Source organism: Candidatus Pantoea communis, assembly GCF_011752685.1.
GTDB lineage: Bacteria > Pseudomonadota > Gammaproteobacteria > Enterobacterales > Enterobacteriaceae > Pantoea > Pantoea communis.
The window spans coordinates 155888-170283 of sequence record NZ_VWXC01000005.1; the positions used below are offsets into that span (position 1 = coordinate 155888).

At 55.8% G+C, this 14396-nt stretch carries 10 protein-coding genes; 6 read left to right on the forward strand and 4 right to left on the reverse strand.

Going from position 1 to position 14396, the window contains the following annotated elements:
• A complete protein-coding gene (locus F3J37_RS09280; protein WP_034821064.1) occupies nucleotides 1–1083 on the reverse strand; it encodes a L,D-transpeptidase family protein in 1083 nt (360 codons plus the stop codon).
• 198 nt (nucleotides 1084–1281) lie between these two features.
• Entirely contained in the window at nucleotides 1282–3096 is a 1815-nt protein-coding gene (locus tag F3J37_RS09285) for a glycoside hydrolase family 15 protein (protein ID WP_058961596.1), read from the reverse strand.
• A gap of 118 nt (nucleotides 3097–3214) precedes the next feature.
• Here F3J37_RS09285 and F3J37_RS09290 point away from each other — a divergent pair, with 118 nt between their 5' ends.
• Nucleotides 3215–3994 carry an SDR family oxidoreductase gene (locus tag F3J37_RS09290; protein WP_034821059.1) on the forward strand — a complete coding sequence of 260 codons (780 nt, stop codon included), beginning with the start codon at nucleotides 3215–3217 and terminating at the stop codon, nucleotides 3992–3994.
• Here the strand turns inward: F3J37_RS09290 and F3J37_RS09295 are convergent.
• Complete coding sequence (locus tag F3J37_RS09295; RefSeq protein WP_034821056.1) at nucleotides 3991–4566, reverse strand: DedA family protein; 576 nt, start codon at nucleotides 4564–4566, stop codon at nucleotides 3991–3993. The genes F3J37_RS09290 and F3J37_RS09295 overlap by 4 nt on opposite strands.
• A 168-nt stretch (nucleotides 4567–4734) precedes the next feature.
• Between F3J37_RS09295 and F3J37_RS09300 the strand changes: the two genes are divergently transcribed.
• The 3 genes from F3J37_RS09300 to F3J37_RS09310 all read left to right on the forward strand — a co-directional run bounded on the left by F3J37_RS09300 (nucleotide 4735) and on the right by F3J37_RS09310 (nucleotide 9113).
• The gene (locus tag F3J37_RS09300) at nucleotides 4735–5322 is read left to right on the forward strand and encodes a Yip1 family protein (RefSeq protein WP_038648059.1); all 588 of its coding nucleotides are present in this window, start codon (nucleotides 4735–4737) and stop codon (nucleotides 5320–5322) included.
• Nucleotides 5323–5512: 190 nt separating this feature from the next.
• On the forward strand, nucleotides 5513–6442 hold the full coding sequence (gene pbpG / locus F3J37_RS09305; RefSeq protein WP_034821245.1) for a D-alanyl-D-alanine endopeptidase: 930 nt from the start codon (nucleotides 5513–5515) through the stop codon (nucleotides 6440–6442).
• Nucleotides 6443–6668: 226 nt separating this feature from the next.
• Nucleotides 6669–9113: a DUF3772 domain-containing protein gene (locus tag F3J37_RS09310; protein WP_166933100.1), complete on the forward strand. Its 2445-nt coding sequence runs from the start codon at nucleotides 6669–6671 to the stop codon at nucleotides 9111–9113.
• Between the two features lie 35 nt (nucleotides 9114–9148).
• Here F3J37_RS09310 and dld read toward each other — a convergent pair whose 3' ends face one another.
• Complete coding sequence (dld, locus tag F3J37_RS09315; protein ID WP_166933102.1) at nucleotides 9149–10858, reverse strand: D-lactate dehydrogenase; 1710 nt, start codon at nucleotides 10856–10858, stop codon at nucleotides 9149–9151.
• 155 nt (nucleotides 10859–11013) lie between these two features.
• On the opposite strand from dld, the gene bglX reads away from it, so the two are divergent.
• Nucleotides 11014–13311 carry a beta-glucosidase BglX gene (bglX, locus tag F3J37_RS09320; RefSeq protein ID WP_160867825.1) on the forward strand — a complete coding sequence of 766 codons (2298 nt, stop codon included), beginning with the start codon at nucleotides 11014–11016 and terminating at the stop codon, nucleotides 13309–13311.
• Nucleotides 13312–13531: 220 nt separating this feature from the next.
• A complete protein-coding gene (locus F3J37_RS09325; protein ID WP_166933103.1) occupies nucleotides 13532–14395 on the forward strand; it encodes an oxygenase MpaB family protein in 864 nt (287 codons plus the stop codon).
• Nucleotide 14396: the final 1 nt, after the last annotated feature.

Genomic DNA, 14396 nt, shown 5'->3' on the forward strand with positions numbered 1-14396 from the left:
TTACAGGCTGTTGCCGGTCGCTGGTGCAGGCTGAGCAGCCGGAGCCACATCACTCTGCGGTGCAACGGCGCTGGCACCTTGCGGAGTCATCGGCTCTTCTTTCGGCGTGGCGTCAGAAGATTCCTGTACCGGCACCGGAGCAGGCATCACTTCACCCTGCGGACCGTTGATTTTAGTCGGCATACCGTTACGTGCCTGGATAGCGTTGTTGACTGCATCCTGGTTAGTGCTGCCATCGGCAATCACTTTGGTTACCGCAGCGGTCAGCGTAATCGGCACCACTTCACGTGAGTTGAACTGCTCTTCGGTAGTAGAGAGTGGGTTGTGCACTTCTACATAGCGAGAACCATCTGGCTCAACGGTGGCTTTCACCGGCTGATCGATAAACTGTACGCGAGTACCAACCGGCACGTTGTCGAACAGCCATTTGATGTCGTCAGCGCGCAGACGCACACAGCCGTGGCTCACGCGTAAACCGATACCGAAGTTGGCGTTAGTACCGTGAACTGCGTACAGGCGGCCGATATACAGCGCATACAGGCCCATCGGGTTATCCGGACCTGCCGGGAATACCGCTGGAATGCTTTCGCCACGTGATGCGTATTCTGCGTGCATCGCTTTGGTCGGCGTCCAGGTTGGACCGGCTTTTTTACGCTGAACCGTCGTGGTCCAGTTCACTGGCGTGTCTTTGCCCAGTTCGCCGATACCGATTGGCAGCACAACCACGGTCTTGGTGCCTTTCGGGTAGTAGTAAAGACGCATTTCCGCGCTGTTGATCACGATGCCTTCACGCGGGGCGTCAGGCAGGATCAGCTGCTGAGGGATCACCATTTTGGTGCCCGCTTTTGGCAGATAAACATCAACGCCCGGATTGGCTTCCAGCATGTTGCTGAGGCCCATCTGGTACTGAGCAGCGAAGGCTTCCAGCGGAAGTCGGCTGTCATCAGGCACGGTGATTTCAAGGTTTTCGCCGATCAAACGGCTGTTAGCCGCTGGCAGCGGATACACTACTGCGAATGCCGACTGGCTGAACGCCGCCAGTACTAAAGCAAGTGAAGCGAACGCGCGAATGCTCTTTTTCATGTTTTTCAAGTCGTTATAGCCGTGTTTCAGGCTTGTCAGTGTGTCGAATCCATCTTGGTCTCAATGACCCGGTGCGCATTATATGTGCATAGGCGCAGTGATGGGAATCAGGATTTTCAATGGCTGATGATACTTTACTTAATTAGTGGGCATTTCCCGACCCATCTCGTTGCCGTACCGCCCAAAATGTGAATTTTCTTAAGGCTGCCACAGCGTCACTTCATTACTCAATTTACGATTGAGGAAAAAAGCGGCACTGATTAACGCCAGATGCGACAGCGCCTGCGGCATATTCCCCAGCGCTTCGCCATGCGTAGTAAATTCCTCAGCGTACAATCCCAGGGGATTGGCATAGCTCAGCAGCTTTTCAAACTCAAAATGCGCCTCATGCACGCGCCCGGCTCGCGCCAGACACTCCACATACCAGAAGGAACAGGCGGCAAAGGAACCTTCACCCCCGGTTAAGGCATCGGCAGGCGTTTCGCTAATGTTATAGCGGCGCACTAAACCGTCGCTCACCAGGTGGGTTTTAATCGCGTCAAGGGTGGCGATCCAGTCAGGATCGGTAGAGCTGACAAAGCGCACCAGCGGCATCAACAGCATGGATGCGTCCAGGAACTTGCCGCCGCGTGTGGCGGTGAAATGGCCCAGTTCCGGGTTCCAGAAGTTTTGCCAGATGTCGTCGCGAATTTCACTGCGCACACGATCCCAGCGCTCATACGGCATTGGCAACGAACGCTTCAGACCGAGACGCAGGGCGCGATCCAACGCCACCCAGCACATCAGGCGCGAATGCAGAAAGTGCTCCGGCTCACCGCGCATCTCCCAGATACCGGCATCGGGCTGGTTCCAGTTGCCGCAGACATAATCAATCATGTCGGACACATGCCGCCAGCCACGTTGTGAAATGGCTTCACCGTATTTATTGGCAAGGTAAATGGCATCCATCAGTTCGCCGTAAATATCCAGCTGGGTCTGCCGCCACGCATCATTGCCGATGCGCACCGGGCGCGAGTTGGCATAGCCGGAAAGATTGAGCAACTCGGTTTCATGCAGTTCGGTGCCGCTGTCCAGGCGATACATCACCTGCAGGTGTGGCGTGTCGTCATGACTGTGCTCGACGCAGCGCCCCACCCAATGGGTAAAGTCTCGCGCTTCTTCCACATAACCCAGCCGCATCAGCGCATACATGCTGAAGGAGGCATCGCGGATCCACGAGGCGCGATAATCCCAATTGCGCTCGCCGCCTAACTCTTCCGGCAAACCAAAGGTCGCTGCAGCCGCAATCGAACCGTGCTGTTTCGAGGTAAGCAGTTTGAGTGCCAGTGCGGATCGCGTCACCATTTCCTGCCAGCGTCCGCGATACGTGCTGTGGCTGCTCCAGCGCCGCCAGTAGGCCAGTGTGTCGCTGAAGCACTGTTCAGTGGCAATCTCCGCCACGAAGGGATCGTCATCGCTGCCAAATACGAACTCAGCAGATTCCCCGGCTTTGAGGGTAAATTCGGCAACTGCACTGTGGTTTTCACGGGTCATCACCACTGTAGCACTCAGCCGTAACGCGGGCTGGCCTTCAGCAAGAAAGGCCACGCCACCGGGGCGCAGTTCGGTATGGGTTTCAGCACGGGCATAATCATGGCGCGGGGCGCACAGCAAATTGAAGGTGGCCGAGCCGCGCACCATTTTGACCCGACGTACCAGTCGCGGCACTTTATTGGGCTGGTCGCAGATCGGCATGTAATCGGTGATCTCCGCCACGCCCGCATCGCCCAACCAGCGCGTCTGTAAAATATTGGTGTCCGGTAGATAGAGCTGCTGCTGGCGCGCATTTTTCCAGTCGGGTGCCAGTGAGAACAGACCGGCATCATCGCCATCCAGCAACGCAGCAAACACGGATGGGCTGTCTAACTCGGGCCAGCAGAGATAATCAATGGTGCCCTCATTGGCGATCAATGCACAGGTCCGTAAATCCCCAATCACGCCGTGATCATCAATTCTGCGTTTAATTTTGCTCATCCTGCCTCCTTGACTGCATCTGATTGTTAACTATAGACGAAAGGGTTTTTTCGGCTGATCCGAGGCACAGATCGATAACTTCTATACTGTGAGGACACCCATCACGCAGGAGAATGTTATGGCACTGGGCAAACAGAAAGTGGCCGTGGTTACCGCATCCGATTCCGGCATTGGCCGCAGCTGTGCCGTCATGCTGGCCGAAGCGGGCTACACGTTAGGGATCACCTGGCGCTCAGATGAGGCGGGGGCGCAGGAAACAGCGCGACTGGTCGAAAGCAAAGGGCAAACCGCACAGGTGCGACAGCTGGATCTCTCCGATCCGCAAGAAGGGGGCAAGCAACTGGCGCAGCTCATCAATTCACTGGGTCGCATTGACGTATTGGTCAACAATGCGGGCGTGATGATGAAAGCCGATTTTCTCGACGTCACCTTTGAAGATTGGCGCAAAACGTTCAGCGTCGATGTGGATGGTTCATTTATCTGCGGACAGATCGCCGCCCGCCATATGGTCGATCAGGGCGATGGCGGGCGCATCATTAACATCACTTCAGTGCATGAACACACTCCATTGCCGGATGCCACCGCTTACACCGCGGCGAAACATGCGCTCGGCGGTCTGACCAAATCGATGGCGTTGAGTTTGTTGCCCCATCACATTCTGGTGAATGCGGTTGCACCGGGCGCGATTGCCACTGCGATGAACCATCTGACTGACGATCAGGCGCGCAGCACACGTATGCCGGAAATTCCGATTGGACGGCCCGGCGATACGCGTGAAGTGGCAAGTTTAGTCGCGTGGTTGTGTTCGGAATGGGCGACCTATACCACCGGACAATCGTTTATTGTTGACGGTGGCTTTATGTTGGCCAACCCACAGTTTAAAGGTTATCACCACTAATCCGCCCGGCGGCGGTTCCAGCGGCGAATCACGTAACGCAGCGCGATGCCGAACACAATCGCCGCCACCAGCCACAGCAAATGTTTAAGATGCTGGTCGAGTTTATGCAGCCACGGAGTAATGATCTCCCCGGCGAAGTAACCCAGGGTGACAAAGATCAGCGACCAGAGCGCGGCGCCTATCACGTTGAGCACAAAGAAGCGCAGCGGTTTTAACCGGCTGGTACCGATGATGATCGGGCCAATAATGCGGAAGCCGTACATAAAGCGTACGCCAATCACAAACAGACTCGGGCGCTTCTGAATCAGGCGATTGGCTTTACGAATGGTATCTTCATGTTTACGGAAACGGCGCAGAATTCGCGTACCGTAGCGACGGCCCAGCCAGAACAGCAGCTGATCGCCGATAATTCCTCCCACCATCGCGGCCAGCACCACGCCGGTGAAGTGCAGCAGGCCTTCATGCGCCGCCACACCGCCCAGCAGGGTAAAAGTTTCCCCTTCCGCGATACAGCCAATCAGCAACGCCAGATAGCCGTACTGCGTAATTAATCCATTGATATCGAGATGCAAATTTTCCTCCCTGTCGCGAGTGATTCAGGTAACAGTTTATACGCCAGCGGCTTTTTTTGTGCCGCTGTCCGCAAAAACAGCCGCGCCGATTATACTTGAAGGGAAGCTGCCTGAGTGAGACAGCCTGATCGCTGAAGTGGCAGCCCGTCGCATCAGAGGAGTGATTTTATGAATCATGTCTGGGGTCTTCTGGCGCATCCTAACCAGGAAATGCGCGATATCAAGCAAGAAAACGAGAGCGTTTCGCACCACTACACCCACCATGTTTTGATGATGGCAGCGATCCCGGTGATCTGTGCCTTTATCGGTACCACACAACTGGGCTGGAATCTGGGCGAAGGGCAGTTCGTACAACTCAACCTGCTGACCGGCATCGGTCTCGGCATTCTTTTCTATCTGATTATCTTAGGCGGCGTGGCGGTGATGGGCCGCGTCATTCATTGGATGGCGCGCGATTATCCGCAGCGTCCCAGCGTTCAGCGCTGTACCGTGTTTGCTGGCTATGTCGCTACCCCGTTATTTATTAGTGGGCTGGTGGCACTTTATCCGCTGGTGTGGCTGTGCGTGTTGGTCGGCGCAGTGGCGTTACTCTATACCGGTTATCTGCTTTACGTCGGCATTCCGGTGTTCCTCAATATTGATCGTGAAGAGAGCATGCGCTTCTCAGGATCGACACTGGCGATTGGTGTGCTGGTGTTTGAAGTGCTGCTGGCACTGACCGTGGTGTTGTGGGGTTACGGACCACGATTGTTCTAACCTGCAACGACACCGTGAACGGGAGGCCATTAGGTCTCCCGTTTTTTTAACGCTCAGAAACAATCTACCTAAGAAATTTCGCAGATAAGCGCGTATTATGCTGCTGCCAGCCCGCATCCCGTCTGGTTTGATGCGCGCGGCCTGTGTCTTAAACACGGCGCAAAACTCCTTACCGGATTTTTTTGACACGATGTCTGTAAAAATGCGTATTTCCTTGCTGTCGCTGGCGCTGTTTGTCGCCGCACCGGCAGCTGTCACTCCGGCACTGGCCGCGCCTGCTGCGCTGTCTAATCTGGCGCCGATTGCCCAACCGCAAATCGCCTCCGGCAGTGCCATGATTGTCGATCTTGAAACCAATAAAGTGCTGTTCTCCAGCCATCCGGATCGTGTGCGGCCTATCGCGTCACTCACCAAGCTGATGACTGCAATGGTGGTGCTGGATGCGAAACTGCCGATGGACGAGATGCTGTCGGTGGATATCAGCCACACGCCAGAGATGCGCGGTGTGTTCTCGCGCGTCAAATTGAACAGTGAAATCAGCCGCCGCAATATGCTGCTGCTGGCGCTGATGTCATCGGAAAACCGTGCTGCCGCCAGCCTGGCGCATCACTATCCAGGTGGCTATGACGCCTTTATCCGCGCGATGAATGCCAAAGCGCGTGCGCTGGGCATGACGCATACCCACTATGTTGAACCGACAGGTTTGTCGATTCACAACGTCTCCAATGCGGAAGACTTGATCAAGCTGGCAAAAGCCACGCGTCAATATCCGTTGATTGGTGAATTGAGCACCACCAAAGAAGATACGGCGGTGTTTAAGCATCCGAACTATGCGCTGCCGTTCCGTAATACCAATCACCTGGTGTACAAAAACGACTGGCGTATCGCATTGACTAAAACTGGTTATACCGATGAAGCCGGCCACTGCCTGGTGATGCGCACGGTGATCAATAACCGTCCGGTGGCGCTGGTGGTGCTGGATGCGTTTGGCAAGTACACCCACTTTGCCGATGCCAACCGTCTGCGCGACTGGCTGGAAACCGGCAAAGCGGCGCCGGTTCCGGCAGCGGCGCTGGCCTACAAGAAGCAGAAATCGTCGCAAACGGCCAGCAACGAGTAATCACGACGTCTGTTTCCCTTCACAGATGCACAATGGATTGTGCGTCTGTGAGTGCTTCCGATTGGCGGGATAAGTCCTCCCGAATGACCAAAAAAATCCCTAATCGTCAGCACCAATGTTTTCGTGCTTCATTCCTATAGTTTCCGCTTCGGCTACGCTCTACACTGGCCGCCATCTAAAGTTAACTGGCATTTATCGGCTGTCATTGCGCTGGAATCTCACTCATATGTACAAGCTTCGTTCGCTATTTACCCCATTTATACTGCTGCTGGTGCTGTTAAGCCCGGCACTGAGCTACGCGGATGACAACACTGCCGCCGCGGCTCAGCAAGAGGACGCCGCACCCAAGGTCAATCCTGCGGTTGAGCTGCCGAAAATGCAGAAAATCCTCGACAAGATTAAAGGCCAGGTGTCAGGCGATACCAATGAGAGCCAGCTCAACCAGCTCAATGAGATGGCGCTGGAGCTATCCGGTAACGCAGAAACTTTAGGCCAGGCGCTGATCCCGCAGCGTCAGCAACTGGATGCGCAGCTAGCGGTACTGGGTCCGGCACCGAAACCGGACAGTGGCGTGAAAGAAACGCCGGAAGTGACGCGCAAACGCGCCTCGCTGGAGAGCCAGAAAAGTAAACTGGACGATCAAATCAAGCAGGCCGATGGCATTAAAAATGGCGCGCTGGTGCTTTCCTCCCAGATCGTCAACCTGCGCCGTGATCAGTTGAAGAGCCAGCTGGCGCTGAACTCTGGTAGCATCCTGGGGCCGCGCTTTTGGGCGCCCATGGTCAGCCGTCAGGATTTAGATGGCGAGAAAATCAGCGACTTTATCGCTGAATTGCAGGACACCGCTGCACTCTCCTGGGAGCCTGGCTGGCGCTTTGGCACTATCGGCTGGTTGATTGCGGCCATGCTGGTGATGACGCTGGGGCGTCGTTACAGCGAAGAGTTTCTCGCCTGGGTGAGCATCCACAAAATGCCGGAAGGGCGTTTGCGCCGTAGTTTCCTGGCGGCAGCGATTGCGCTGACCACCTTGGCCGCGGTGGTGCTGACCTTTAACTTTATCGCGCTGGCGTTTACCCGCCGTGATGAAGTCTCGACTGACGTGCAGGATTTTGTTGAGCGTCTGGTACAACTCAGCGTCTATTGCGGTTTGATCGCCGGCTTGGGCCGTGCTTTCCTGTCGACGCGCCGTCCGAGCTGGCGATTGCCAAGCATCTCCAATGAAGTCGCGCAGGCGCTGAAGCCGTTCCCGCCGATTACCGCTGCGCTGGTGTTTATTTTCCAGACCGCAGAGTCCTTTAACTACAGCGTCGGCACCAGCCTGAACACCACCATCTTCGCCAACGGCCTGACGGCGCTGTTGATCGGTACCACCGGCCTGGCGATTAGCATGCGTACCAACCGCGTTCGCCGTCGCCTGGCGCAAGAGGGGAATCCACCGGAAGCGCGTCCCACTGTCGTTGGGCTGGTTCAGCTGGCGTTGACCCTGACCGCGCTGGCGATTCTGATTTCGTTGATCATCGGTTATGTCACGCTGGCCCGCTTCCTCGGTTATGAGGTGATTTGGTGCGGCATTCTGTTTGGCTCGTTCTACTTCCTCAGCCATTTGATCAATGACGGCTGTGAAAGCCTGTTTTCTACTAACAACGCCACCGGCAAACGTCTGCAGACCTCGTTAAACATTGATGAGCGTCATCTGCAGCAGGCGGCTACACTGCTCGGTGCTATTGGTAAAACCGCATTGATCGGTATTGTGGCGCTGGCGCTACTCAACGGCACCTTTGCCTCGTCGACACCGATTGAGCTGATTCAGAAAGTGATTGAGTTCTGGGGCGGCAAAGGGCTGGAGTCGTTGAACATCGTGCCCGCGCACATGGTCAATGCCATCCTGTGTCTGGTGGTGGGGATTTACGTACTGCGTTCGGTGCGTCGCTGGCTGGATAAAGATTTCCTGCCGAAGACCACCATGGACGTGGGCATGCGCGTGTCGCTGGTGACGCTGTTCAGCAATATCGGCTATGTGCTGATCATTCTGCTGACGCTGTCGATTATGGGCCTGCAGTGGAACAAACTGGCGTGGATCGTCAGTGCCTTGTCGGTCGGTATCGGTTTCGGCTTACAAGAGATCGTGAAGAACTTTATCTCCGGTTTGATTCTGTTAACCGAGCGCCCGGTAAAAGTGGGCGATCTGGTGAGTATCAGCGGCATTGAAGGGGATATTCGCCGTATCAATGTGCGTGCCACCGAGATTCAGCTGAGTGATAAATCCACGGTGATTGTGCCGAACTCACAGTTCATCTCACAGAACGTGCGTAACGCCACCATGGGCAATGCACAGGGTGTTGTGACCATTATGTTGACCTTCCCGCTGGATATTGATCCGGTGCGCGTGCGTGAGATTCTGCTGGAGGTTTACCAGGAGAACGAGCGCATTCTGGAAACGCCTGAGCCATCCGTCTCATTCAAGGATTTGACCTCTGCGGGCATCGTGTTGAGCGTCACCGGCAACGTGGCGGGCCAGCGTCAGATCTCCAGCGCTAAGAGTGACCTGCTGTTCGATATTCTGACGCGCCTGCGCAAAGAGGGCATTGTGCTGTCCACACCGCAGACGATGATTATCGAACGTCGAGCCGTGCCAGCGGCCACGCAGGAAGAGGGCGAGCAACTGCCATAATCCATTGGGCGGCTCTCGGGCCGCCCATTAATTTATCAAGCCTTAACCGCCCAACCTCTCTGTTTGCTGGTTTTGCCAATCCCCGGATTAAAGGTATTGGTCGGATCGAGCTGACGATAAAACGCCTGCAACTGCGGTTTCGCCTGATACAGATGCCCGACGTTGTGCTCGGCGGGATACTCGGCACCACGCTCGCTAAGGATCGCCAGCATCTTCTCCTTCAACGCATGCGCATCCACGCCTTTCTTCACGATGTAATCCTGGTGGAAGACATGACAGAAGAAGTGGCCGTAATAAAGGCGATGACTCAGATCGTTATCAAACTCCGCCGGTAAGCGCTCAAACCAATCCTGATCGTTACGACGCAGCGCGATATCCAGCGCCAGAATATCTTCCACTTCATCCGCATGCACCGCGTGGTAGCGCACTGCGGCACCGGCAGCGGCGAAGCGATGCAGGAAAGCATGTGCGCCTTCCTTGCCGTCACAGGCAAAGAACTCGCCACCGCCTTCGCGAAAGTATTCGTGCAAATACTCCTGCGCTTCCGCTACACCTTCACCGGACATTTTCAGCATCAGGTGATGCTCAAACTTATCGCGATACTGCTTCATACGTTTCGGCAGATGGGCAGGCAACCAACCGCTGATGCGCTGCAATACGCGATCGGTGAAGTGCGGTTTAACAAAACTGAGCTTACCCAGCCAGGCATCCACCCGACCTTTCAGCGTGAAGAACAGTGGCATTTTGTCGGTGCCGAGCTTATCGATCATCACAAAAGTGTCTTTGCCGTACACTTCGGCGATATCGAAAATGTCGCGGTGCATGTATTCGCCCGCTACCGGTAAGTTTTTAAACTCCGCCAGGATATGGCGGCGCAGATCGCCCAATACCGCCGGATCGTTAGTGCCAATATAAAACACCTGCTGCTTCGGTTCGCTGGGGAAGGTATCAAGACGCACGGCGAATACCGCCAGTTTGCCCGCGCAACCCGAAGCCTCGAACAGGCGGCGCTCATCGGCGTTGAAGCGAGCGGGTGTATCCGCATGGATATCGCGCACGCGTTCTGCATATTCATGATCTGAAGCATGACGTTCATCCCAGCGCACATCGCTCTGCTGCCAGCGATCGTCATCCAGTCGACCGAGCATCTCTTCCGGCGAGTGGCCGAGATCCATGCCGAGATGATTGACCAGCTTCAGTTTGCCGTCGGCATCAATCTGCGCATAAAGCGCCATTTCGCTGTAGGCCGGGCCGCGTTTGATCAGTGAACCGCCGGAGTTATTACAAATCCCGCCCATTACTGATGCGCCGATACATGAGGAGCCAATCACCGAATGCGGTTCACGTCCGAGCGGCTTGAGGGCTTTTTCCAGCTGATACAGCGTGCTGCCAGGGAAGGCGAGGATCTGCTTACCGCCCTCGATCAGCTGCAATTTATCGAGGCGCAAGGTGCTGATGATCACCACTGGACGATCGTAATCATTGCCATTAGGCGTGGAGCCTTCGGTCAGGCCGGTGTTGGCAGCCTGCATCAGAATCACCGCATCGGCCTGAACCAGCGCCTGCAGCACACGCCACAGCTCCAGCAGTGAACCCGGGAACACCACCGCCAGCGCATCGCCTTCACCGGAGCGGAAACCCTTACGATAGCGTGCGGTCTGTTCCGCCTCAGTTAACAGGTGTGAAGGGCCGACGAGGCGGCGCAGTTCAGCCAGCAGTGTAGGGTGTGAGGTGTTGTTATTCATGAACCTGTCCTTGTCGTTAACGTTGCGCATCTACTTTAGCACGCGTCAACGGCATGGTCGCGGTGTGACATCGGTGGCTACCTGCTATCCTGAACTTGTGGCACACTGGCCCGGTTATTTCGATATTGCGCAGTCACTTAAGAGAACCCGACCTGATGAAATGGATTTGCTCTGTTAGCCTCGCTGTTTCCCTTGCCATGCAGCCTGCCTTCGCAGATGACCTGTTTGGCCCCCATCCGATGACTGAACAGGCGCGTGACGCCTTTGTTAACCAGCTGCTCGGCAAAATGACCCTTGATGAAAAAATCGGGCAGATGCGCTTGATCAGCGTGGGGCCAGACACGCCAAAAGAGGCGGTGCGCGACATGATCCAGCACGGTCAGGTTGGCGCAATCTTCAATACCGTCACGCGTCCGGATATTCGCGCGATGCAGGATCAGGTGATGCAACTCAGCCGCCTGAAAATTCCATTGTTCTTCGCTTACGACGTAGTGCACGGTCAGCGTACTATTTTCCCGATACCGCTCGGCCTCGCGGCCAGCTGGGATCTGGATGCGATCGGTGAAGTCGGCCGCATCTCCGCTTATGAAGCCGCCGACGATGGTCTCAATATGACTTGGGCGCCGATGGTGGATGTTACGCGCGAGCCGCGCTGGGGACGCGTGTCTGAAGGCTTCGGAGAAGACACTTTCCTGTCCTCGCAAATGGGCAGCGCGATGGTGAAATCCATGCAGGGCAAAAGCGCCGCTGACCGTTATTCGATCATGACCAGCGTGAAGCACTTCGCTGCCTATGGCGCAGTGGAGGGCGGACGTGATTACAACACCGTGGATATGAGCCCACAGCGCCTGTTCCAGGATTATCTGCCACCGTACAAAGCCTCGCTGGATGCCGGCAGCGGCGGCGTGATGGTGGCGCTTAACTCGCTCAACGGTACGCCTGCTACGGCGGACGGTTGGTTGCTGAAAGACCTGCTGCGCGGTGAGTGGAAATTCAAAGGCATTACCATCAGCGATCACGGCGCGATCAAAGAGCTGCTGAAGCACGGCGTGGCTAGCGATCCGCAGGATGCGGTGCGTATTGCGCTGAAGTCCGGCATCGATATGAGTATGAGTGATGAGTACTACAGCAAATACTTGCCTGGGCTGGTAAAGAGTGGCGCCGTTACCATGGCGGAGATCGACGATGCCGCGCGTCACGTGCTGAACGTCAAATATGATATGGGCTTGTTTAACGATCCCTATAGCCATTTAGGGCCGAAAGGTAGCGATCCGCAGGACACCAATGCCGAGAGCCGTCTGCATCGTGCCGAAGCGCGTGACGTGGCGCGTAAGAGCATCGTGCTGCTGAAAAACTGGCATGAAACCTTACCGCTGAAAAAAGACGCCACCGTGGCGCTGGTGGGGCCATTGGCCGATAGCCAGCGCGATATTATGGGCAGCTGGTCAGCCGCGGGCGTGGCGAAACAGTCGATTCCGCTGCTGCAGGGGGTACGCAATGCGATGGCGGGCAAAGGCACCGTGCTGTATGCCAAAGGGGCCAACATCACTGATAACAAAGGTATTCAGGACTTCCTCAACCTCTACGAACAGGCAGTTAGCGTGGATAAACGCTCGCCGCAGGAATTGATTGATGAAGCCGTTGCCCAGGCGAAGAAAGCGGATGTCGTAGTCGCCGCTGTGGGTGAAGCGCAGGGGATGGCGCATGAGGCCTCCAGCCGCAGTGACCTGGTGATTCCGCCAAGCCAGCAAAAACTGCTGGCGGCGCTGAAAGCGACCGGTAAGCCGCTGGTGATTGTGTTGATGAACGGTCGTCCGCTGACAGTTGTCAACGAAGATCATATGGCTGATGCGATGCTCGAAACCTGGTTCAGCGGCACCGAAGGGGGGAATGCGATTGCGGACGTGTTGTTTGGCGATTACAACCCATCGGGCAAACTGCCGATGTCCTTCCCGCGTTCTGTAGGCCAGCTGCCGATCTACTACAACCACTTGCCAACCGGTCGTCCGTATAACTTCGCGAAGCCGAACAAGTACACCTCGCATTACTACGATGCGGTGAATGGCCCGCTGTATCCGTTTGGTTACGGTCTGAGCTACACCACTTTCACCGTTTCGCCGGTGAAAATGTCCGCCAAAACCATGCCGCGCAATGGATCCGTTGAAGCGAGCGTCACCGTTACCAACACCGGCAAACGTGATGGTGCCACAGTGGTGCAGATGTATCTCAACGACCCGGTGGCCAGCATCAGCCGCCCAGTACAGGAGCTGCGTGGCTTCAAACGCATCATGCTGAAAGCGGGCGAGTCACAGACCGTAAGCTTTAAGATTGATGTGGATGCACTGAAATTCTGGAATCAAAAAATGCAGCATGTCGCCGAGCCGGGCAAATTCAACGTGATGATTGGCCTCGATTCGGTACGCACCCAAGACGGGCAGTTTGATTATCTGTAAGCGTTAGTGCGATTTGGCACAGGGTCAGCAGGAATGCTGTCCCTGTAATGCTATGCTGGCGGGGTGTTGTCAGGTTGACCTAAAAACCAATCTGACAACGCCATGCTTGCCAGGTTTTCAGGATTGGCCTGAGTGCTGATCCTGTAATGCTTTGCTTGCCAGATTTTTACAGGGTTGGCATTTATGCCTGCTACGTCAATCAGCTCATCATCCAGACACCATGAATCTTCGTAACCGCATCCAGCAGCAAGTCTTTCGCCTGAATGGCCTCGCACTGAACGAATTCGATATCTCGCAACCGTTGGGCGATCCGGGTCTGTTTGGCCCCGATCATGTGATTTGGCGTGTGCACGGTGATTTCCCTTCGATGTTGTGTGGTGGCATCTGCGCCTTGATGCTGCAAATGCTGCATCCAGCCGCGCTGGCGGGGGTGTGGGATCACTCTAACTTTCGTCAGGACATGCTGGGCCGTTTACGGCGCACCAGCCAGTTCATCGCTGTCACCACCTTTGGTAACACACAGGATGCCAACATCCTGATCGAGCGCGTTAAAGGCATCCACCTGCGCGTTACCGGTGTTGATAACGCCGGGCAACCTTACGCCGCCAGCGATCCGCATTTACTGACCTGGGTGCACGTGGCGGAAACCAGCCGCTTCCTCGCCGCGCATCTGCGCTATAAAAATCCGCAGCTCTCACTGGCCGAGCAGGATCGCTATTACGATGAAGCGGCGCTCATCGCCGAAGCACTGGGTGCGGAAAAGGTGCCGAAAACGGTGCAGGCGGTGGACGCTTATCTGCAGTCCATGCGCCCGGAACTGATTTGCGATGAACGCACGCTGGAAGTGATGCAGCTATTAATCAATGCACCGGCCCCAAGTTGGCAGGCGAAACCGGCGATGCGGGTGATGCTAAAAGCCGGGATGGGGTTGTTACCGGACTGGGCGCAACAGCAAATTCAGCAGCCGATTAGCCCATTGACACAGTGGCGCGTGGATAAAGAGATCGCGGTGATTGCCGGTTTGCTGCGCTGGTCGATTCAGCGCGGGGCTTATTCCCGCGCCATGCAACGCATGGGACGCTAAC

Excerpts from the sequence above, each read along its gene's own strand:
- F3J37_RS09290 (WP_034821059.1), top strand. The coding sequence starts at position 3,215 with ATGGCACTGGGCAAACAGAAAGTGGCCGTGGTTACCGCATCCGATTCC.
- F3J37_RS09325 (WP_166933103.1), top strand. The coding sequence starts at position 13,532 with ATGAATCTTCGTAACCGCATCCAGCAGCAAGTCTTTCGCCTGAATGGC.
- F3J37_RS09310 (WP_166933100.1), top strand. The coding sequence starts at position 6,669 with ATGTACAAGCTTCGTTCGCTATTTACCCCATTTATACTGCTGCTGGTG.
- dld (WP_166933102.1), bottom strand. The coding sequence starts at position 10,858 with ATGAATAACAACACCTCACACCCTACACTGCTGGCTGAACTGCGCCGC.
- F3J37_RS09285 (WP_058961596.1), bottom strand. The coding sequence starts at position 3,096 with ATGAGCAAAATTAAACGCAGAATTGATGATCACGGCGTGATTGGGGAT.
- pbpG (WP_034821245.1), top strand. The coding sequence starts at position 5,513 with ATGTCTGTAAAAATGCGTATTTCCTTGCTGTCGCTGGCGCTGTTTGTC.
- F3J37_RS09300 (WP_038648059.1), top strand. The coding sequence starts at position 4,735 with ATGAATCATGTCTGGGGTCTTCTGGCGCATCCTAACCAGGAAATGCGC.
- F3J37_RS09280 (WP_034821064.1), bottom strand. The coding sequence starts at position 1,083 with ATGAAAAAGAGCATTCGCGCGTTCGCTTCACTTGCTTTAGTACTGGCG.
- bglX (WP_160867825.1), top strand. The coding sequence starts at position 11,014 with ATGAAATGGATTTGCTCTGTTAGCCTCGCTGTTTCCCTTGCCATGCAG.